General features: G+C 60.2%; 15 protein-coding genes. 2 read left to right on the top strand and 13 right to left on the bottom strand.

All coding sequences use genetic code 11. The features are described from left to right. Window positions 1-15: 15 nt before the first annotated feature. From AB4O08_RS21970 to leuC, 7 genes are all read right to left on the bottom strand, one after another. On the bottom strand, window positions 16-2,577 hold the full coding sequence (locus AB4O08_RS21970) for a FimV/HubP family polar landmark protein (RefSeq protein WP_460114346.1): 2,562 nt from the start codon (window positions 2,575-2,577) through the stop codon (window positions 16-18). 162 nt (window positions 2,578-2,739) lie between these two features. Then, window positions 2,740-3,750, bottom strand: a complete 1,011-nt coding sequence (locus AB4O08_RS21965; RefSeq protein WP_305436301.1) for an aspartate-semialdehyde dehydrogenase — start codon at window positions 3,748-3,750, stop codon at window positions 2,740-2,742. Window positions 3,751-4,000: 250 nt separating this feature from the next. Further along, complete coding sequence (gene asd, locus AB4O08_RS21960; protein ID WP_021491198.1) at window positions 4,001-5,113, bottom strand: aspartate-semialdehyde dehydrogenase; 1,113 nt, start codon at window positions 5,111-5,113, stop codon at window positions 4,001-4,003. Window positions 5,114-5,177: 64 nt separating this feature from the next. After that, window positions 5,178-6,260 (bottom strand): 3-isopropylmalate dehydrogenase, encoded by a 1,083-nt coding sequence (gene leuB / locus AB4O08_RS21955; RefSeq protein WP_187517141.1) that lies wholly within the window; start codon window positions 6,258-6,260, stop codon window positions 5,178-5,180. 53 nt (window positions 6,261-6,313) lie between these two features. Next, the gene (locus tag AB4O08_RS21950) at window positions 6,314-7,078 is read right to left on the bottom strand and encodes a class I SAM-dependent methyltransferase (RefSeq protein WP_305469293.1); all 765 of its coding nucleotides are present in this window, start codon (window positions 7,076-7,078) and stop codon (window positions 6,314-6,316) included. 162 nt (window positions 7,079-7,240) lie between these two features. Further along, on the bottom strand, window positions 7,241-7,885 hold the full coding sequence (gene leuD, locus AB4O08_RS21945) for a 3-isopropylmalate dehydratase small subunit (RefSeq protein WP_010209061.1): 645 nt from the start codon (window positions 7,883-7,885) through the stop codon (window positions 7,241-7,243). 10 nt (window positions 7,886-7,895) lie between these two features. Continuing rightward, complete coding sequence (leuC, locus tag AB4O08_RS21940; RefSeq protein WP_010209060.1) at window positions 7,896-9,314, bottom strand: 3-isopropylmalate dehydratase large subunit; 1,419 nt, start codon at window positions 9,312-9,314, stop codon at window positions 7,896-7,898. A 140-nt stretch (window positions 9,315-9,454) separates the two neighbouring features. Between leuC and AB4O08_RS21935 the strand changes: the two genes are divergently transcribed. Next, the gene (locus AB4O08_RS21935) at window positions 9,455-10,345 is read left to right on the top strand and encodes a LysR family transcriptional regulator (protein WP_021491201.1); all 891 of its coding nucleotides are present in this window, start codon (window positions 9,455-9,457) and stop codon (window positions 10,343-10,345) included. A 66-nt stretch (window positions 10,346-10,411) separates the two neighbouring features. Continuing rightward, entirely contained in the window at window positions 10,412-13,708 is a 3,297-nt protein-coding gene (locus AB4O08_RS21930) for an EAL domain-containing protein (protein WP_010209058.1), read from the top strand. Here AB4O08_RS21930 and AB4O08_RS21925 read toward each other — a convergent pair. From AB4O08_RS21925 to AB4O08_RS21900, 6 genes are all read right to left on the bottom strand, one after another. Beyond that, window positions 13,705-15,630, bottom strand: a complete 1,926-nt coding sequence (locus AB4O08_RS21925; protein WP_460114345.1) for a hypothetical protein — start codon at window positions 15,628-15,630, stop codon at window positions 13,705-13,707. The genes AB4O08_RS21930 and AB4O08_RS21925 overlap by 4 nt on opposite strands. Before the next feature lie 66 nt (window positions 15,631-15,696). After that, entirely contained in the window at window positions 15,697-16,458 is a 762-nt protein-coding gene (locus tag AB4O08_RS21920; RefSeq protein ID WP_305375777.1) for a hypothetical protein, read from the bottom strand. A 269-nt stretch (window positions 16,459-16,727) separates the two neighbouring features. Continuing rightward, window positions 16,728-18,104 (bottom strand): hypothetical protein, encoded by a 1,377-nt coding sequence (locus AB4O08_RS21915; protein WP_460114344.1) that lies wholly within the window; start codon window positions 18,102-18,104, stop codon window positions 16,728-16,730. A 563-nt stretch (window positions 18,105-18,667) separates the two neighbouring features. After that, window positions 18,668-19,645, bottom strand: a complete 978-nt coding sequence (locus AB4O08_RS21910) for a tRNA dihydrouridine synthase (protein WP_021492566.1) — start codon at window positions 19,643-19,645, stop codon at window positions 18,668-18,670. A gap of 55 nt (window positions 19,646-19,700) precedes the next feature. Then, a complete protein-coding gene (locus AB4O08_RS21905; protein WP_042571801.1) occupies window positions 19,701-20,135 on the bottom strand; it encodes an acyl-CoA thioesterase in 435 nt (144 codons plus the stop codon). Window positions 20,136-20,174: 39 nt separating this feature from the next. Further along, window positions 20,175-21,008: an alpha/beta hydrolase gene (locus AB4O08_RS21900; protein ID WP_010209051.1), complete on the bottom strand. Its 834-nt coding sequence runs from the start codon at window positions 21,006-21,008 to the stop codon at window positions 20,175-20,177. Window position 21,009 lies beyond the last annotated feature (1 nt).

Raw genomic sequence — 21,009 nt, 5'->3', positions numbered from 1 at the left:
CTTGACGATTGACGGTCAGACCAGCCTGCCGAGCATTTCCTTGGCCTCGCCACGCTGAGCTTCATCACCTTCGGTCAGCACTTCGCTGAGGATATCCCGCGCGCCGTCCGCATCGCCCATGTCGATATAGGCCTGGGCCAGGTCGAGCTTGGTCGCCACTTCGTCCGTACCGGAGAGGAAGTCGAATTCCGGCTCATCGTCGCCCTGCGCCGCGTCTTCTGCGGTGAAGGATGGCTCGATGGAAGGATGCTCCAGGCTCTGGGACAAACGGTCCAGCTCGGCGTTGACATCGTCCAGCTCGGACGCAAATGCATCAGGCTTGGCCGCCGCTTCCGGCTCATCGGCCAAGGACAAGTCGAAATCTTCCGGCAGGTCGAAGTCATCCAGCGCCGTCGGGGCCAGGGTGGGCGGCTCGACGGCCGGCACATCCTTCATCTGCTCTTCCAGGCCGGAGAGGAAGTCGTCATCGGATTGCGCCGAAGCCGGGCCATCCAATTGCAGGTCCAGGTCGAAGTCCGAGAGGGCATCCGGCGCGGCCTTGGCTTCGGTCTGCTGTTGCAGCAGCGATTCGAAGGTCTGCTGATCGTCCTTGGCTTCAGCCGGGGAGGCTTCTTCTAGGTCGTCCAGGCTCAGGTCGAAATCGGTGCCGAACGCTTCCGGCTCTGTAGCCGCAGGCGCTGGCTTGTCTTCCAGCAAATCCTTGACGTACTGAGCGTCCAAGGCAGCCGCGGCCACCGCAGCACTGACACCCGCCGCCAGCACGGCCATGGCCGGGAAGCGACTCTTGAGCTGTTCGACCTGGGCATGGTTCTCACCATTGGCCACCAGTTGACGCTCCTGGGTCACGAAGCCGTCCTTGTTGTTTTGCAGGCCGTAGACCTCCATCAGCTTCAAACGCAGGTCGCTGCGCTTGGGCTCCTGTTTGATCGCCTGCTCCAGCACATCGGCGGCCTGGTTCAGGTGACCACGGTCGACAAGGGACTGCGCTTGGGCCAGAGCATCGCTGGCGTTCACCGGAGCCACGGCAACCGCCAGCGGCGCCAGCACCGAGGCGACAGTCGGCACAGCGACTGCCGGCTCAACCGTAGGCGTGGGAGTTGGAGCTGCGGCCAGCTTGACGTTCGGCGGCGGCACTTCCAAGCCTTCGAAGCTGTCTGGTGGCAGATCCTGGTCGATGTTCGAGGTGAATACCGGCTCTTCAGCCAGCGCGCGCGCCATGCGCAGGTGTTTTTCCTCCTCGCGGCGCGCATTGCGGTGGCGCACCCACAACAGCAGGAGCAACAGCACCAGCAGGCCTGCGGCACCGCCGATCACACCGAGCACGACCGGGTTGGTCAGCAGGTCATTGAACTTGCCTTCGGCGCTGGCCGGCGTTGCATCCGCCTTGACCGGCTCAGGCGCCGGCGCGGCAGGTGCGGGGGTAGCAGTGGCGGCGTCGGGCACTGCCGGAGCGGCCACCGGCTCACCTGCCAACTGCGCGGGCATCGCCGCCGTGGCCGGAGCGGCCGGGGTGCCCTTTTCGGCCTGCAGACGTGCGAGCTGATCATTTTTCAGTTGAATCAGCTTTTGCAGCTTGTCCAACTGGCTTTGCAGGTCTGCTGCGCGACTTTTCAACTCTTCGTTGTCGCGACGGGTAGTGTCCAGTTGCTCCTGGGTCATCGCCAGTTTGTCGCTCAACGCCGCACTATCGCCCGCCTTGCCTTTGACGCCTTTCTTGGCCGCCTCAGCGGAAACCAGGCTCAGGTTGTCCTTGGCGCCGGTGCTCGCTGGCGCATTGCCGGCCTGGGTGCGCTTGGTGGCGTCCAGTTGCTGCTTGCCCGCGGCGGGATTGTTGGCGGCGCGTCGGCCTTGGCGCCAGGCCGCATTCTGCGCGCTGACTTCGGCGATCGCCTGGGGTTGTGGCAGCGAGGTGCTTTGCACGGGATCCGGCAGGCGCAGGACCTGGCCGGTTTTCAAACGGTTGATGTTGCCGTCGATAAATGCGTCGGGATTCAGCGCCTGGATTGCCAGCATGGTCTGCTGTACCGAGCCGCCATTGCGGTTCTTCGCGGCAATTTCCCACAACGTGTCGCGAGACGTCGTGGTGTGTTGTGCCGGCTTGCTCACGGCCGGCGCGGTGCTGGCCGGTGCCGCCAATCGCGGCGCAGGCGCGGCGGTCGTCGGTGCCGGCTGGTCGAACTTGGCCGGGTCAAGCAATACACTGTAGTCGCGCATCAAACGGCCATTGGGCCATTGCACTTGCAACAGGAAGCGGACATAGGAATCCGGCAATGGCTTGCTGGAGGTCACACGCACCACGCTGCGGCCGCTGGGATTGACCACCGGGGTAAACGTCAGGTCGTCGAGGAACGCCTGGCGATCAACGCCGGCATCCACGAAGGCTTGGGACGAAGCCAGGCTTGGCGTGATCTCGGAGGCGGTGAGCCCACCGACATCGAGCAATTCGATTTCCACCGCCAACGGCTGGTTCAACTTCGACTTGAGGGTCATCTCCCCCAGCTGCAGCGCCTGCGCCATACCGGAGGACAGCGCCGAGGCGGCCGCTATTGCTAACACCAGTTTGCGAACTTGAACCATAGCCTCATCCTTTGTCTGAACACTCCCCGGCCTGCGAGAAGGTTGGTAACCGCTGCCATAAGGCATGGCGAGCCGATAGGTCACCGACGCGCAACTTTTCCTGCCTGGGGCCAAGCATAGCGCTTGGCTAGAATCAATCTACAAATTGCCGCCAAGTATCTTTTACGCAAGGCCTTTTATCAACAACTGCGCCAGCTGTACGGCGTTCAGTGCCGCGCCTTTGCGTACGTTATCTGACGTCAGCCACAGATTTAGTTCCGCAGGGTCATCCACACCTGCGCGGACCCGTCCTACATAGACCACGTCCTGGCCAACCGCGTCGCCCACCGCCGTTGGGTAGTCCCCCTCCTCAACCCGCTCTATTCCCGGCGCTGCGTCGAGCAGGCGGTTCACGGCGGCGAGGTCGACCGGTGCACCCAGTTGCAGAGACACTGTCAGGCTATCGCCAAAAAACACCGGGGCTTGAACGCAGGTTGCGGAAATCTTTAGCAAAGGTAATTCCAGCACTGCGCGCAGCTCGTGTACGAGGCGTTTCTCCAGGGCTGTATGACCTTGGGCGTCCGGTGTACCGACCTGAGCCAGCAGGTTGAAGGCGACCTGCCGATCAAACACCTTCGGTTCCAGTGGGCGCATATTCAGCAGCTCGGCGGTTTGCCGGGCCAATTCGCTGACGGCTTCACGCCCCTGGGACGACATTGCCAGGTTGGCGGTGACGCTCACGCGCTGGATATCCAACAGGCCCCGCAATGGCGCCAGGACGACTGCCAGGTGGGTCGCCGATGGACTTGGGCTGCCGAGCTGGAAGGGTCTTTCCAGGCCGTCGAGCACATGGGCATTGACTTCCGGCACCACCTGCGGTGCCTGTTCGGCCGACAGCGCGCCCGACAAGTCGATCACCGAGCAGCCCACCGCCGTGGCACGCGGCGCAAAACTCAAGGTCACCGCCGGCCCCGCCGCAAAGAACGCCAGCTGGACTTTGCTGAAGTCGAACTCATCGACCTCCCTCACCCGCACGTTCTTGCCGCGAAACGGCACCGATGCACCGGCAGAGTTACTGCCCGCCAGCAGGTGCAGGGTGCCCACCGGGAAGCCCAGTTCTTCGAGGATCTGCACCAGGGTTTCGCCAACGGTGCCGGTGGCGCCAATCACGGCGATATCAAAGGTCTGGGTCATGGGGGCTGCCTCGGGCATTGCGGGGGGAGCGGCACTTTACCGGGTGGTGGGGGGTGAGGCAATTAACCCAGCTTTTGTGGTGTGGCTGATGGCCTCTTCGCGAGCAAGCCCGCCCCCACATTCGACCGAGTTTCGTCAGTTGAAATGCAATCAAATGTGGGAGCTGGCTTGCCTGCGATAGCGCCCGAAAGAACAATAAAAAACCCGCGCCTGTCACCAGAACGCGGGTTTCTCATCTTGCCTTACGCCATCAACGCTCCAGCAGAATCCGCAGCATGCGACGCAGTGGTTCGGCCGCGCCCCACAGCAGTTGGTCGCCCACGGTGAACGCGCCCAGGTACTGGGTGCCCATGTTCAGCTTGCGCAAGCGGCCCACCGGTACATTCAGGGTGCCGGTGACCTTGGTCGGGCTCAGCTCCTGCATGCTGATGTCGCGGTTGTTCGGCACCAGCTTGACCCAAGGGTTGTGCTGGCTGATCAACGCTTCGATATCGGCGATCGGCACGTCTTTGTTCAGTTTGATGGTCAGCGCCTGGCTGTGGCAGCGCATCGCGCCGATACGCACGCAGATGCCGTCCACCGGGATCGGGCTCTTGAAGCGACCGAGGATCTTGTTGGTCTCGGCCTGGGCCTTCCATTCTTCACGGCTCTGGCCGTTCGGCAGTTCCTTGTCAATCCAGGGGATCAGGCTGCCGGCCAAAGGCACGCCGAAGTTCTCGGTCGGGTAGGCCTCGCTGCGCATGGCCTCGGCCACACGGCGGTCGATGTCGAGGATCGCGCTGGCCGGGTCAGCCAGTTGATCGGCCACAGCCGCGTGGGTCGCGCCCATCTGCTTGATCAGTTCACGCATGTTCTGCGCGCCGGCACCGGAGGCCGCCTGATAGGTCATGGCGCTCATCCACTCGACCAGGCCCGCTTCGAAAAGGCCACCCAGGCCCATCAGCATCAGGCTGACGGTGCAGTTGCCGCCGACATAGTTCTTGGTGCCCGCGTCCAGCTGCTGGTCGATGACCTTGCGGTTCACCGGGTCTAGGATGATGACGGCATCGTCCTGCATGCGCAGGCTCGACGCGGCGTCGATCCAGTAACCCTGCCAACCGGCTTCACGCAGCTTGGGGAAGACTTCGCTGGTGTAGTCGCCACCCTGACAGGTCAGAATCACGTCGAGGGTTTTCAGCTCTTCAATGTTGTAGGCGTCCTTGAGCGGGGCAATGTCCTTGCCCACGGACGGCCCTTGGCCACCCACGTTCGAAGTGGTGAAAAACACCGGCTCAATAAGATCGAAATCCTGCTCTTCCAGCATCCGCTGCATGAGCACGGAACCGACCATACCGCGCCAACCGATCAGACCTACACGTTTCATCGCAACTACACCTTGTTAAAAAGTGGGCCGCCTTGCAGCAAGAACTGCAAGCGGGCCCGAGAGATTACAGATTCCGCAGCGCGGCGACTACTGCGTCGCCCATTTCTTGCGTACCGACCTTGGTGCAACCCTGCGACCAGATGTCGCCGGTGCGCAAACCCTGATCCAGCACCAGGCTCACAGCTTTCTCGATCGCGTCGGCTGCGTCGCTCAGGTTGAAGCTGTAACGCAGCATCATCGAGACCGACAAAATCGTCGCCAGCGGGTTGGCAATGCCCTGGCCCGCGATGTCCGGCGCCGAACCGTGGCAAGGCTCGTACATGCCCTTGTTATTGGTGTCCAGGGACGCCGACGGCAGCATGCCGATGGAACCGGTGAGCATCGACGCCTGGTCGGACAGGATGTCGCCGAACAGGTTGTCGGTGACGATCACGTCGAACTGCTTGGGTGCGCGCACCAGTTGCATCGCAGCGTTGTCGACGTACATGTGGCTCAGCTCGACATCCGGATAGTCCCTGGCCACTTCCTCGACGATTTCGCGCCACAGTTGGCTGGAGGCCAGGACGTTAGCCTTGTCCACCGAACAGACTTTCTTGCCGCGCACGCGGGCCATGTCAAAACCGACACGGGCGATACGGCGGATTTCGCTCTCGCTGTACGGCAGGGTGTCGTAGGCCTGGCGCTCGCCATTTTCCAACTCACGCACACCGCGTGGCGAGCCGAAGTAGATGCCGCCGGTCAGCTCACGCACGATGAGGATATCCAGGCCCGCGACCACTTCCGGCTTGAGGCTCGACGCGTCAGCCAGTTGCGGGTAGAGGATCGCCGGACGCAGGTTGCCGAACAGGCCCAGTTGGGCGCGAATTTTCAGCAGGCCGCGCTCAGGACGGATGTCACGTTCGATCTTGTCCCATTTCGGGCCACCCACGGCGCCGAGCAGCACGGCATCGGCCGCACGGGCACGGTCCAGGGTTTCATCGGCCAGGGGCACGCCGTGCTTGTCGATGGCCGCGCCGCCGATTACGTCGTGGCTCAGCTCGAAGCCCAGGCTGTACTTGGAGTTGGCCAGTTCCAGCACCTTGACCGCTTCGGCCATGATTTCCGGACCAATACCGTCGCCAGGGAGAATCAGAATCTGCTTGCTCATGCGTTCCTCATTTCATCAAGCGACCCGCCCGTGGGCAGGTCGGGAAAAATCGATCAGCGTTCGGCGAAGACCACCAGTACGTCGGTGCTGAAGGTGCCGTCGGCCTGAATTTCGTAATAATCGCGCACTTCCTGGCCCATGGCCTTCTGCAGCTCAAGGATTGCAGCGCGCAATACCTCTGGCGTGCGCATGCGCTCGACCCAGGAGGTGTATTCCAGGCGCAAGCGTTGGCGGCTGCTCGTGCGCACGTGCAGACCGGACTCGCTGAGCTGTTGCATCCACTCCGCGGCGGAATAATCGCGCACGTGGCTGGTGTCGCGCAGCACTTCGACGGTTTGCAGGTAAGTGTCCAACAGCGGGCTGCCCGGTGACAAGACGTCGACGAACGCCGCCACGCCGCCCGGCTTGAGTACGCGGCGCACTTCGCGCAGGGCCAGGCCGAGGTCGCTCCAGTGGTGAGCCGAATAACGGCTGAACACGAAATCGAACTCGCCATCGACGAACGGCAGACGTTCGGCAGCGCCGTGCACGGTGGTGATGTTGCCCAGGCCACGATCCCTGGCAGCGGCTGCAACCACGTCGAGCATCTGCTGGGACAGGTCATACGCCACCACGTCCTTGACCAGCGGCGCCACATGGAAACTCACATGACCGGCACCGCAGCCCAGATCCAGCAGCCGTGCAGCGCCCTGCCCGGCCAGTTCGGCCTGGAGCAGCGCGAATTCGGTGCCTTGGGCGTGCACGGCACTGCTCAGGTAGGCAGACGCCTGTTCGCCGAATTGTTTTTGCACGACGTGGGTGTGGGCGGTGGTGGTCATGGTGGCTTTCCTTGGGACGTGTGTTGTTTTTGCTGCCGCCTTCGCGAGCAAGCCCGCTCCCACATTTGACCGAGTTTCTTCAGTTGAAATGCAATCAAAAGTGGGAGCGGCGGTGCGACGATTCGACTTGCTCGCGAAGGGACCTGTCCGGCTTATATAAAATCAAGCATCGCGAAACAACCAAGGCTGGCTCGCCCGGTGCTTGGCTTCAAACGCTGCAATCGCATCGCCGTCCTGCAAGGTCAGGCCGATGTCGTCCAAGCCGTTGATCAGGCAGTGCTTACGGAACGCATCGACTTCAAAGTGATACACCTTGCCATCCGGACGGGTCACGGTTTGCGCAGCCAGGTCGACGGTCAGTTGGTAGCCCTCTTCGGCCTCCACCTGCTTGAACAGCTCGTCGACTTCTTCGTCGGTCAGGATGATCGGCAACAGGCCGTTCTTGAAGCTGTTGTTGAAGAAGATGTCGGCATAGCTCGGCGCGATGATGCTGCGAAAGCCATATTCTTCCAGGGCCCACGGCGCGTGTTCACGGCTGGAGCCGCAACCGAAGTTTTCCCGGGCCAGCAGTACGCTGGCGCCTTGGTAACGCTCGGCGTTGAGCACGAAGTCCTTGTTCAGCGGGCGCTTGGAGTTGTCCTGGTAGGCGTAGCCCACGTCCAGGTAACGCCACTCGTCGAACAGGTTCGGGCCAAAACCGGTGCGCTTGATCGACTTCAAGAACTGCTTGGGGATGATCTGGTCGGTGTCGACGTTGGCACGGTCCAATGGGGCGACAAGGCCGGTGTGTTGGGTAAAAGCACGCATCGGGTATTCCTCAGATCAATTCGCGAACGTCGATGAAACGACCGTTGACGGCAGCCGCAGCAGCCATGGCCGGGCTGACCAAGTGGGTACGCCCACCGGCGCCCTGACGCCCTTCGAAGTTACGGTTGGAGGTGGAGGCGCAATGCTCGCCCGATTCCAAACGGTCCGGGTTCATCGCCAGGCACATCGAGCAGCCTGGCTCACGCCATTCAAAACCGGCTTCAAGAAAGATCTTGTCCAGGCCTTCGGCTTCGGCTTGCGCTTTGACCAGGCCCGAACCCGGCACCACGATGGCTTGTTTGATGGTCGACGCCACTTTGCGGCCCTTGGCGATCACCGCCGCAGCGCGCAGGTCTTCGATCCGCGAGTTGGTGCAGGACCCGATGAACACGCGGTCCAACTGGATGTCGGTGATCGCTTGGTTGGCCTGCAAGCCCATGTACTTCAAGGCGCGCTCGATGGAGCCGCGCTTGACCAGGTCGGTTTCTTTAGCCGGGTCCGGCACGTTCTGGTCGACGGCCAGGACCATTTCCGGCGAAGTGCCCCAGCTGACTTGTGGCTTGATCTGGGCAGCGTCGAGCTCGACCACGGTGTCGAACACCGCGTCGGCGTCGGAGACCAGGTCCTTCCAGGCTTCAACAGCGGCGTCCCAATCCGCACCTTGCGGAGCAAATGGGCGACCCTTGACGTATTCGACGGTTTTTTCGTCCGCCGCGACCATGCCGACGCGGGCACCGGCTTCAATGGACATGTTGCAGATGGTCATGCGGCCTTCGATAGACAGGTCGCGAATCGCACTGCCGGCGAACTCGATGGCATGGCCGTTACCGCCAGCGGTGCCGATCTTGCCGATCACCGCAAGGACGATGTCCTTGGCAGTCACGCCAAATGGCAATGTGCCTTCGACCTTGACCAGCATGTTCTTCATTTTCTTGGCGACCAGGCACTGGGTGGCGAACACATGTTCCACCTCGGAGGTGCCGATGCCGTGGGCCAAGGCGCCGAATGCACCGTGGGTGGAGGTGTGGGAATCACCGCACACCACGGTCATGCCCGGCAAGGTGGCGCCCTGCTCCGGGCCGATCACGTGCACGATGCCTTGACGCACGTCATTCATCTTGAATTCGGTAATGCCATATTCGTCGCAGTAATCGTCGAGGGTCTGAACCTGCAAACGCGAAACCTGGTCGGCAATCGCGTCGATGCCACCTTTGCGCTCGGGAGTGGTCGGCACGTTGTGGTCGGGGGTGGCGATGATGGAGTCGACGCGCCAAGGCTTGCGCCCGGCCAGACGCAGGCCTTCGAACGCTTGGGGCGAGGTCACTTCATGGATGATGTGACGGTCGATATAGATCAGCGACGAACCATCGTCGCGCCGTTTCACTTCATGGGAATCCCAAAGCTTGTCGTAAAGCGTTTTGCCGGCCATCAGTCGGTCCTCATCAGCGGTATTTCTTTATGCCGGGCTTTTCAATAACCCTTTGGCTTGTGAGGCTGATGGTATGGCGCTACATTAAATAACTCAAATTCATATTTTTTATGCTTTGGATTACCAACTGGAATACATCCATGGATCTGGCCAACCTCAATGCCTTCATTGCCATCGCCGAGACTGGCAGCTTCTCCGGCGCCGGCGAGCGCCTGCACCTGACCCAACCGGCCATCAGCAAACGCATCGCCGGTCTGGAGCAACAATTAAAGGTGCGCCTGTTCGATCGCCTGGGCCGTGAAGTCGGCTTGACCGAAGCCGGACGGGCCTTGCTGCCGCGCGCCTATCAGATCCTCAACGTGCTGGACGACACCCGCCGCGCACTCACCAACCTCACCGGCGAAGTCAGCGGCCGGCTGACCCTGGCCACCAGTCACCACATCGGCCTGCATCGCTTGCCGCCGGTGCTACGTACTTTTACCCGGGAATACCCGAATGTGGCGCTGGATATTCAGTTCCTCGATTCGGAAGTGGCCTACGAAGAAATCCTCCATGGCCGCGCCGAAGTGGCGGTGATTACCCTGGCGCCCGATCCTCACAACCTGGTACGCGCCACCCCGGTCTGGGATGACCCGCTGGATTTCGTGGTGGCGCCGGAACACAGCCTGATCAGCAACGGCAGCGTCAGCCTGGCCGATATTGCCGGCCACCCGGCGGTTTTCCCTGGAGGTAATACCTTTACCCACCATATCGTCAGCCGCCTGTTCGAGGCCCAGGGCCTCACCCCGAACATCGCGATGAGCACTAACTATCTGGAAACTATCAAGATGATGGTGTCCATCGGCCTGGCCTGGAGCGTGCTGCCACGCACCATGCTCGATGATCAGGTGGCAAGTATCGCTTTACCGGGCATACAGCTCAGTCGCCAGCTAGGCTATATCGTGCACACCGAAAGGACGCTGTCGAACGCTGCGCGGGCTTTCATGAGCCTATTGGATGCACAGGTCGATCTGCCAGGGATACCGGCATGAAGCCGTGCGGCCTCAAGGTCTGAACAGAACCGCGCTGAACGCCCATTGAGCCAAGGCCCTTTGATAATGCGCAACCCCGTCGATTCCGTGCCACCCCTGCCCCGCATCTACGCCCTGGATCCCCAAGCGGCGGAACAAAGCTGGGACAGCGCCCCGCAATTGCTGGCAGCGCTCAATGCTGCCCGGCTAGGGGCTTGGTGTTGGGAAATCGACAGCGGACGTATCAGCTGGTCACGGGGCACCCAGGCACTGTTTGGCTTTGACCCACGCCAGCCGCTGCCCAACGACCTGGACTACCTGGACCTGCTGGCCCCCGAAGACAGCGCCCGCGTAGTGCGAGCATTCCATGCGGTGCTGGCGGGCGAGCCGTTCGAACAGGCCATGCATCACCATATCCAATGGCCAGATGGCAGCCTGCACTGGCTGGAAATCAACGGCAGCCTGGCGCCGGACAAGGCCGGACGGCGCCGCATGATCGGGGTGATCCGCGAAATCACCCACCAGCGCGACCGCGAAAACGCCCTCAGCCACTCCGAGAAACGCTTCGCCACGCTGTTCCACCTGTGCCCGAACATGGTCCTGCTGACCCGCCAGGCCGACGGCCTGATCAGCGAAGCCAACCAGTATTTTGAAATGCTGTTCGGCTGGCCGCTCGCCGACGCCATCGGCCGCACCACCCTGGACCTCGGCCTGTGGCGCCACCCGGAGCAACGCGCGCAGCTGGTAAAAGCCACCCAGCGCAAGGGCGAGCCGATCACCATGGAGGTGCAGTTTTGCGCCAGTAATGGCCAAATCCACGATGGTACCCTCAGTGCACAGAAGGTCGAGCTGGAGGGCGAGGCCTACCTGATCAGCACCTTTCTCGACACCACCGAGCGCAAAAACGCCGAGCAGGCCCTCAAGGACAGCCAGGAGCGCCTCGACCTGGCCCTGGATTCGGCGCAACTGGGTACCTGGGACTGGCACATCCCCACCGGCATGCTCTATGGCTCGGCCCGCGCCGCCCAATTGCACGGGCTGCCGCCGGAACCCTTCCATGAGTCGTTCGACGCCTTCTTCGAAGGCATGCCCGATGACGAGCGCGAAAGCATGCGCAACGCCTATCGGACCCTGCGCGAAGGCCCAGCCGGCAACTATCAACTGACTTACCGCGTGCCGATGGAAGACGGCAGTTCGCGCTACCTCGAAAGCCGCGCGCGCCTGTACCGTGACGAACAGGGCGCACCGCTGCGCATGGCCGGCACCTTGCTGGATATCACTGACCAGGTGGAACGCGAACAGCGCCTGACCGCCTCCGAGGAAAAATTCGCCAGCCTGTTCCAGGTCAGCCCCGACCCGATCTGCGTCACCTGTCTGGACGGCGGCACGTTTATCGAGATCAACCCCGCGTTTACCCAGACGTTTGGCTGGACGGCCGCCGAAGTCATCGACAAGAGCGCCGAACAGATCGGCCTGTGGGACGAATCCAGCAAGCGTCTGCAACGGATCGAGCGGGTGATCCGCGAGCAGGCGTTGAGCAATGTGGCGATCGTGGCGCATCACAAGAACGGTCAGGCGCTGACCTGCGTGATTTCCAGCCGACTGATCAAAGTGGGCGACCAGCCGTGTATCGTCACCACCTTGCGCGACATCACTCAGCAGCAACGCTCGGAAGCGGCGCTCAAGGCCAGCGAAGAGAAGTTCGCCAAAGCCTTCCATTCCAGCCCCGATGCCATCTCCATCACCGAGCGCGACACCGGCCGTTATGTGGAGGTCAACGACGGCTTCTGCCGCCTGACCGGCTATCGCGCCGAGGAGGCCATCGGCCTGACCCTTTACCAGATCGGCATCTGGGCCGACGAGAACCAACGCGCCGCGCTACTGGCCGAATTGCAGATCAAGGGCCGTATCAATTACTTGGAAATGCTCTGGCACAACAAGCGCGGTGAGTTACTGGCAGTGGAAGTCTCGGTAGAGCCCATCACCTTGAACGAAACCCCGTGCCTGCTGCTGACCGCACGAGACGTGAGCCTGCTGAAAAACGCCCAGGCACAGATCCGCCACCTCGCCTACCACGACCCACTGACCAACCTGCCCAACCGCGCCCTGCTGATGGACCGCCTGAGCCAGCAGATCGCCCTGCTCAAGCGGCATAACCTGCGCGGCGCACTGTTGTTCCTCGACCTCGACCACTTCAAGCACATCAACGATTCCCTGGGCCATCCGGTGGGCGATACCGTGCTGAAGATCGTCACTGCCCGCCTGGAAGCCAGCGTGCGCATGGAAGACACCGTGGCGCGCCTGGGTGGCGATGAGTTCGTGGTGTTGCTCAGCGGCCTGGATGGCACGCGCACGGAGGTCAGCAACCAGGTACAGGAGCTGGCCGACACGTTGCGTGAGCTGCTTTCCGAGCCGATGTTTCTGGACGGCCATCGTTTACAGGTCACACCGAGCATTGGCGTGGCATTGATTCCCGATCACGGCTCCACGCCGGCGGACCTGCTCAAGCGTGCCGATATCGCCCTGTACCGCGCCAAGGATTCAGGACGCAATACCACCCAGATGTTCCACAACAGCATGCAAAAAACCGCCAGCGAACGCCTGCGCATGGAGACCGACCTGCGCCTGGCCCTGTCGCGCGGTGAATTCAGCGTGCATTACCAACCGCAAGTGGATGCGCGCGGCAACCGCATCGTCGGCGCCGAGGCTCTGGTGCGCTGGCAGCATCCGCAGTTGGGCGCGCAGTCACCCTCCGAATTCATCAAGGTGCTGGAGGACAGCGGCCTCATTCTTGAAGTCGGCACCTGGATCCTGGATGAAGCCTGTGCGGCCTTCCAACAACTGATTGCGGAAGGCCTGGTCGACCCGCTGAATTTCAGTCTGTGCGTGAACATCAGCCCTCGGCAGTTCCGCCAGAACGACTTCGTGGAGCGAGTGGAGCGCAGTCTCAAGCAGCACAAATTGCCGTTCAGCCTGTTGAAACTGGAAATTACCGAAGGCATCGTGATCCAGAACCTGGACGACACCATCAGCAAAATGCGTCGCCTGAAAAAACTCGGCGTGAGCTTTGCGATGGATGACTTCGGCACCGGCTATTCATCGCTCACTTACCTCAAACGCCTGCCGGTGGATGCACTGAAGATTGACCAGTCTTTTGTGCGTGACGCCACCCATGACCCCAACGATGCCGAGATCATCCGCGCCATTGTCGCCATGGCCCGCAGCCTGAACCTGGAGGTGATTGCCGAAGGGGTGGAAACCCAGGACCAACTGGCCTTCCTGCAGGGCCTGGGCTGCCATTTGTACCAAGGGTATTTGCATAGCCGACCGCTGCCCATGATCGGATTCCGCGAGCGTTTACTCGCGGGAGAAGGCCGTGGTTAAACCAGTTTCAAGGCGTGACCTTCCTTTTGCATCCAGTCCGAACCTTGCAACTCGCGCTTGATGCCATATTCATCAATGACCCCCTCCACAACGACCACCGAATGCCCGAAGTTCGCCAAGGTGCCTGGCACGCCTGATGCCAGCTCCTGCACGCTACTGGAGCGGGTAAAGGCGTATAAGCCGAGGCGACGCAACGCATCGCCCGGAATCTCACCGTCGTTCAGCGTTTTCAGGGCGGCGTCAAAACTTGCACTGGCGCGGAACTCATGATTTTCCAGCTGGGCACGCTTGGCGCTCGCCGCGTAGAGGAATACCGCATCGTCAACCAGGCCCTTGTCCTCGCCATGGAAGTTGGCAGCCGCTCGCGCCCTTTGCAACTCGACGTGAGTGAAGCGCACCGTGCAACCATCACGCATGATGGTGGTGAAACCTTCGGGCGTTTCGGTGACATGCTTGAAGATCCCCATAGGGTTCTGCCCATACTTCATCATCGCAGCCTTGATTGCCGACACCGTGACACAGTTACCCTCGACGCCTTGATAGAAACCGTTCCAGATATCGACAGGCTTTGTGCCGACGGGCACCGCCGAGAACTGCGCAGGCTTACCGTTGGGTTCGACCGGTACGTCTGCGGCAAGCTGGTAGCCATAATCCTTGCTGACAGCCGCTTGCCCACCGTTATCATGCTTGATGCCATCCGCGACCAATGCACCCGAATAGTTAAAGGTGCTGATAACGCCGACGCTGCCTGGCTCACGCAATTTATCGGGGGGCACAATGCGTATGAAGCCGATCAGGCCCATGCCTTTCAACACGCGATAGGTGTGCTCCCCACGCAAGGTGCTCGATAGCGCTGCATCAAACTCAACATTGCCCTCGACCTGCTTGCGCTTGGCAAAGGCGGCCAGCATGAAATTGGCATCGGCGCCCATTGGCGCGTCAGGGCCGGTCAATCGTGAGGCTTCACACGTGCGTTGCAACTCCTGCGCTGACAGCGTCACTTCAAACCCATCTTTCATGGTGATGCGGTAACCCGTTTTCGTGGCCTCGACCGTTTCAAACATGTCGGAGGGCGAGCGGCCAAACCGCAGCATCATCATCTTGATGACGGCAGCATGGCTGCTCAGATCAAACACTTCGCCGAAACCACGCGAGACCGGCGCAAATCCCTGCAACACCTCTGCAACGCCGGGACGGACACTTTTGTTGCGCAGTTCAACCTCGGGGACGACCGTCGGCGTTTCGGGGGCAGGGGCAATACGGGGCGTTGGCACACTGTCGCTCACCAACGTATACATATAGCTTCGATCGGGAGAACGTTGCCGACCAAACTGATGCGCCTTGTCAGCGTAAATTAACGACGAGCCAGAGTCATAGCTGTCTGCAACCCCCGCCAGCCCCTCCGAGATAGCCGTTGCAGTGGGGCGGTATTGGAGATGGCCGGACAACCCCATGCCTTTGAGCATGTTGAACGCCGTTTCACCCTGCAACGACTGGGTCAAGACCGACTCAAAACCAGGCCGATCAGCCGCATTACCGCTGCCTGATTGTTTGCGCTTGATAAACACAGCCAACGCAAAATGGGCACTGCTCAGTGCATCGTTGTGATGGCCGGTAAAACGCGACGCGGACGCCGCCTGCTGCAACTCCTGTTTGGAAACATGCAGCGTGTAACCATCTTTCATGGTCACGTCATACCCATCGTTACTGCCCTTTACTTCGTTGAAAAAATCCGCAGGACGCGGGCCAAACGTGAGCATCATCAGATTAATGACGGCGCTGTGCGAACTGGCATTGAAATGCTCACCGAAGCCACGCTCCGGCACATCAACAGGGGGAGTGCGAGATATTCCTGAAGCACTCGACAACTGCGCAGCCATGGGGTTAGAACGCACGAAAGATCCAATTGCAAACGTACTCATATCGTTAACTCTTTTATTAATTAGTTGGACGAGTTCGTGACAAGAAAATCAGATCAAACGTTGTTGTCACATCAACGCGATGGCTTGGCCGCCTGTGGGCCGGCCGCCTTTGCGCCCATAGTTCTCTTCAATTCCGTCCACGATAGCCACTGAGTGCCCGCGCCGGTTGACCATGCCAATCAATGACTTGTCAGCGAATTCACGCACCGATACACGCTTCATATGGTCTTTTAGCCCCAGACGTTTGAACCCCTCCCCAGGGCCCCATTCATCTTCACCATCGTTGAGGCTTCTTATGGCGGCTTCATAACTTTTGCCTGCCCGTCCGTCGTTGTTCTCCATTTGCGCCCGCTTGGCAGAAACTGCAAACAGGAAATGTGCATCCTTGAGCATGCCAGGATCATTTATTCCAACAAAGTTGGAGCCGCGGATGGCACTGTCCAACTCCGCCTTGCTGAGTTCTACCGTCATGCCGTCACGCATGACAACTTTAAATCCATCCACGCCTTTCTCGACAGACTTGTAAATATCCTTAGGGCTTTGGCCAAACTTTGCCATCGCCGCCTTGATAGCGGAGATTGTCACACAGTTACCATTTCTGCCCTGACGAAAACCACTGAAGATATCTTTGGGCTTTGCACCTCGACGCTGAGTGGAAAGCTCGGGGATAGGTTCGTTTTGTTTATCGGTGAGCCTCGTATCGGGAGTGGGTTGTACGCGTGGCGACGGTGCAGGTACATCGTTGTTTTTCGGTTCAACCGGACGCACGTCTCCACGCAAGAGGCTTTGCAATTGAGTGAAAAACTGCTTGAACACTTCTCCCAACATGCTGAGCAAGGCCGAAGTGTCCGCGTTATTACTGAAACTATCGGACTTTACCTCTGAGCGAGGAACAGCTGTTGCAGTACGAACGTTTTCTCTGGGCACAGAGTGGAGCGATGCACGAACTGAATGGTCTGGTGTCCGGCAAGGCTCAATAGTTGGCGATACAACACGGTTATGGCTTATCGATAACATGTTTTAAGTCTCATTGAGTGCCCCCTGGCCGTAACGACCAGAGGACCAGCATTTATGTTCAACGCGTCAAGATAACGGGCTCAAAAACGTGGACGGAGGCCAGGCTTGTTAGCTCGGTGGTTGTCGAAACGCTTATGGGATTGGCTGCTGCAATCATCAACCAAGTCATCCGGTGCGGGGGATGTAAGGTCCGTATTGGGTGGGGTATTAGGCTTTGGATTCACAGGGGCCGGGGTATCAGGCTTTGGATTCACGTTGGTCGGGGTAACAGGCCTTGGATTCACATGGATCGGGGTATCAGGCTTTGGATTCACGTTGGTCGGGATGTCCGGCCTTGGATTCACATTGGTCGGGGTAACAGGCTTGGGATTCACGTTGGTCGGGGTAACAGGCTTGGGATTCACGTTGGTCGGGGTAACAGGCTTGGGATTCACATGGGTCGGAATGACCGGAGGCTGTGGCGACGGCTGTCCGTCGGGCTTCGGCATTACCGGGGGTTGTGGAGACGGCTGCTTATCAAGCCTCGGCGTCACCGGGGGTTGTGGCGCTACTTTTTCATCTGTATGCGGGCAATGACAGTTTTGGACCTGCACCGTCACGTTGATATCAGACGACAGCTTATTTTTATAATCCACAGGGGTGAGAGGAGGCTTTGCCTGCTGAGTATCGAGTTTGCCGTCAGGCCTAATGCTCACCTGGGTACGACCATCCGGCATGACTTTAACCTCCGGGTCCGGTTTCACCCGTGCCTTGGTATCCGCTTCGGGTGCAACCTTGTCCTGCGCCTTCGCATCCACAACGGTCTTGGCATCGGTGCCAGGCAGCACGGTCTTCTTGGTATCCGCCCCCGGTGCGACCTTGTGCTCGACCTTCACATCCGGCACGTTCTTGGCATCGGTGCCAGGCAGCACGGTCTTCTTGGCATCCACCCCCGGTGCGACCTTGTGCTCGACCTTCCCATCCGGCACGTTCTTGGTATCGGTGCCAGGTAGCACGGTCTTCTTGGTATCCACCCCCGGTGCGACCTTATGCTCGACCTTCCCATCCGGCACGTTCTTGGTATCGGTGCCAGGTAGCACGGTCTTCTTGGTATCCACCCCCGGTGCGACCTTGTGTTCGGCCTTCATATCCGGAACGTTCTTGCCATCGGTACCAGGCTTCACCGGGGGCTGGGCATCAAGGTCACTAGGCAGGCGGGGCAACACCCCCATGCCCGCGAGCATGCTACGCATCGCTTTGACCGCGAACTCAAACATGGCAAATAACTTTTCCAGGGACTCCTTATTCATCGGCACATTGTTTTCTTTTGGTGTCGGACTACTGTCCTTTAGAAACTTATTCATACTGTCCATAGACGGCGACAATTCGAGCGATTTATCAGCGTGCACGGAAGTCTGGTTAAGCTGTGGATAATGTGTGTTCGTTGGCATGAACTGCTTGGCCGAGACATTAGACATATTTTTATTCCTGAATCTGTGCCCACCCCCGCACCGGCAGGAGAGAGACCATGATTGACATTAAGTGTGAAACAACGGTGAGTTCGACAAACTCGCAAGATTCGTGGGGCGCAACGGAGATGAGTTCCGAATAATCGTGGCTTATATAAGGAAACCAATTGGGCACCCGAGACGTTTGCCTATGGACATTCGCAGAAAAACCCAGACTGCACGCGCCTCACATCCACCCAAGAGTGGAAACTTCAGGAAACACCCCATGAACAAAGCAACTTAATGAAAACAACAACGCTATTTAAAAAACAAAAGCCATGTTAATTGGCGCACGCGCAAGTACCTGTCCTACCACCCGAGAACATTAAAAAATTAAACTTCAGTAGCAGTTGAGCCAAACATTCATACGCCTTTGCATATATCTCGCAACACCACAACAACCACCCAAAACAAATAAAAACCCAAGCCAGGCCCAGGCAGCACAGGGCGATGCCAAACATATTTTTCAGACAAAAAAAAGGCACCTTTCGGCGCCCCTTACAGCAACAGATGAAACACTTATATATGTAAACCTAATCTTGCAGCGCCACAGACTGTTCGCGCCGACTGGGCATACCCAACAAACGCCCGACCTGCTCCAGGTCGGTTTCCCTGCGCATCAGCGTAAACAAATCCACCGCCTCAGGGTAATTGCGGGTGAGCATCGCCAGCCATTGCTTCAAACGCCCCGGCGCCTGACGCTCGGTCAGTTGTGCCACCGACTGGGTCCAAAACTCCTGGAGCATCGGCTGCATCTCTGCCCACGTCATCTCGACCACCTCCTCCCCTGCCCGCGCCGCAGCGATCTGCCGCGCCAGGTCCGGACGCGCTACCAGGCCACGGCCCAGCATGATGTCTTCGGCGCCACTGACTTCGCGACAGCGCTTCCAGTCTTCAACACTCCAGATATCGCCATTGGCGAACACCGGGACCTTGACCACCTCCTGTACGCGCGGGATCCATTCCCAATGGGCAGGCGGCTTGTAGCCGTCGGTCTTGGTACGCGCATGCACCACGATATGCGCCGCGCCGCCTTCGGCCAGGGCCGTGGCGCAGACCAGAGCGCCATCCGGGCTGTCGAAACCCAGGCGCATTTTCGCGGTGACGGGAATGTGGGCCGGCACTGCGCGTCGGACGTGTTCGACGATCTGGTTGAGCAGCTCCGGCTCCTTGAGCAGCACCGCACCGCCTCGGGACTTGTTGACGGTCTTGGCCGGGCAGCCGAAGTTCAGGTCGATGACCTGCGAACCCAGCTCACACGCCAGCGCGGCGTTTTCCGCCAGGCACACCGGGTCGGAGCCGAGCAATTGCACACGCAACGGCACACCCGCAGCGGTGTGGGCACCGTGGAGCAGTTCCGGGGCGAGTTTGTGGAAATACGCTGGGGTGAGCAGGCGGTCGTTGACGCGGATGAACTCGGTCACGCACCAGTCAATACCGCCGACACGGGTGAGAACGTCCCGCAGGATGTTGTCGACCAACCCCTCCATGGGCGCCAAAGCAATTTGCATGGAAAACACTCAACAAAAATCGTGGCGCAGTTTACTGGGTTTCCCACAGCAACCGTTAACCCCCTGTCAGGGCGGGGCCATAACCGTCGAGAAATTCCGCGGGCATGCGCTTGGGCTTGCCGGTGGACAGCTCGATGCAGACAAAGGTGGTGTGCGCGCGTAGCAGGGTCGCGCCGTCACGCGGGCGTACCAGTTGAAAGCGCCGGGTCATCTTCAGGCGCTGGTCCCAGTCGACGATCCAGGTGGCCAGTTGCAACTCATCGCCTTCGTAGCCTGCGGCGAGGTAGTCGATCTCATGACGCACCACCGCCATGGCACGGTCCAGGCGGCGATATTCGGTCAGGTCCAGGCCCAGCCGCTGGGAATGGCGCCAGGCGCAGCGCTCCAGCCAGGACACGTACACCGCGTTATTGGCGTGCCCCAGTCCGTCGATGTCTTCAGGGGCGACCTGCAGATCGATGATAAACGGCGTTGCCAAATCCCAGCCCATGCCTTGCTCCCGGTCGATTAACTTAACCGGGGCAGTGTATCAGGCAGTTTGCCGCTCCTGTAAACGACGGCCGGCCAGCAGCGCCAGCACACCGTCGATCACGCGCGGATCGGCCAGTACTTTCTGGTGACCGCCCTGTTCCAGGCGCAGCAGACGGCTGTCAAACCAGGCTTCGTGAATGGCTTGGGAGGCTTTGACCGGGACGAAGGTATCGTCTTCGGCGTGCACGATCAGGCCAGGAATGTTCATCTGGTAGTGGGCCACATCCAAATGCTTGAGCGGCATGCCGAAGGTCATTTCGACCTCATGGATGAAGGCTGAGCGTGCCCGCGCCGGCAAACCTACCATCTTGGTGAAGCCACGCAGCACATCCAGAAAGCGTGACGGTGCAGCGATGCTGACCAGCGCCTCGGTACGCAAGCCCAACTGCACCGCCAACATCGCACTGGCGCCGCCCATGGAATGGCCGATCACCGCGTGCAGCGGCGGCAACTCGGCAGCGGCTTCGAGCATGGCACGGGCGAACAGCAGCACATGGGCTTCACGCCCTGGCGAACGACCATGGGCAGGGCCGTCGAGCGCAATCACTGAATAACCGTTATCGACCAACGCCGTGATCAGGCTGGCGAATTGAGTGGGCCGCCCTTCCCAACCGTGCATCAACAATACTGCGGGCCCCTGGCCCCAACGCAAGGCGGACAAACCGAAACGCAAGGTGATGCGCTCCGATTGCGCCAGCAGCGGCAGCTCCCAGTCACGCGGCGGCAGGTCGCGGGGTGTCATGAAGGCGCGGCGCATCTTGCCGGCCACCGTTTGCGGCGCCAGGTGCCCCAGGGTGCCGTTGAAGCGACGAATCCAGGTTAATGTGCCCATC

The sequence above is a fragment of the Pseudomonas sp. H3_E07 genome (assembly GCF_054668895.1).
This window is presented reverse-complemented; position numbering and strand designations above follow the sequence as displayed.

Excerpts from the sequence above, each read along its gene's own strand:
- AB4O08_RS21970 (WP_460114346.1), bottom strand. The coding sequence starts at position 2,577 with ATGGTTCAAGTTCGCAAACTGGTGTTAGCAATAGCGGCCGCCTCGGCG.
- AB4O08_RS21965 (WP_305436301.1), bottom strand. The coding sequence starts at position 3,750 with ATGACCCAGACCTTTGATATCGCCGTGATTGGCGCCACCGGCACCGTT.
- asd (WP_021491198.1), bottom strand. The coding sequence starts at position 5,113 with ATGAAACGTGTAGGTCTGATCGGTTGGCGCGGTATGGTCGGTTCCGTG.
- leuB (WP_187517141.1), bottom strand. The coding sequence starts at position 6,260 with ATGAGCAAGCAGATTCTGATTCTCCCTGGCGACGGTATTGGTCCGGAA.
- AB4O08_RS21950 (WP_305469293.1), bottom strand. The coding sequence starts at position 7,078 with ATGACCACCACCGCCCACACCCACGTCGTGCAAAAACAATTCGGCGAA.
- leuD (WP_010209061.1), bottom strand. The coding sequence starts at position 7,885 with ATGCGTGCTTTTACCCAACACACCGGCCTTGTCGCCCCATTGGACCGT.
- leuC (WP_010209060.1), bottom strand. The coding sequence starts at position 9,314 with ATGGCCGGCAAAACGCTTTACGACAAGCTTTGGGATTCCCATGAAGTG.
- AB4O08_RS21935 (WP_021491201.1), top strand. The coding sequence starts at position 9,455 with ATGGATCTGGCCAACCTCAATGCCTTCATTGCCATCGCCGAGACTGGC.
- AB4O08_RS21930 (WP_010209058.1), top strand. The coding sequence starts at position 10,412 with ATGCGCAACCCCGTCGATTCCGTGCCACCCCTGCCCCGCATCTACGCC.
- AB4O08_RS21925 (WP_460114345.1), bottom strand. The coding sequence starts at position 15,630 with ATGAGTACGTTTGCAATTGGATCTTTCGTGCGTTCTAACCCCATGGCT.
- AB4O08_RS21920 (WP_305375777.1), bottom strand. The coding sequence starts at position 16,458 with ATGTTGGGAGAAGTGTTCAAGCAGTTTTTCACTCAATTGCAAAGCCTC.
- AB4O08_RS21915 (WP_460114344.1), bottom strand. The coding sequence starts at position 18,104 with ATGTCTAATGTCTCGGCCAAGCAGTTCATGCCAACGAACACACATTAT.
- AB4O08_RS21910 (WP_021492566.1), bottom strand. The coding sequence starts at position 19,645 with ATGCAAATTGCTTTGGCGCCCATGGAGGGGTTGGTCGACAACATCCTG.
- AB4O08_RS21905 (WP_042571801.1), bottom strand. The coding sequence starts at position 20,135 with ATGGGCTGGGATTTGGCAACGCCGTTTATCATCGATCTGCAGGTCGCC.
- AB4O08_RS21900 (WP_010209051.1), bottom strand. The coding sequence starts at position 21,008 with ATGGGCACATTAACCTGGATTCGTCGCTTCAACGGCACCCTGGGGCAC.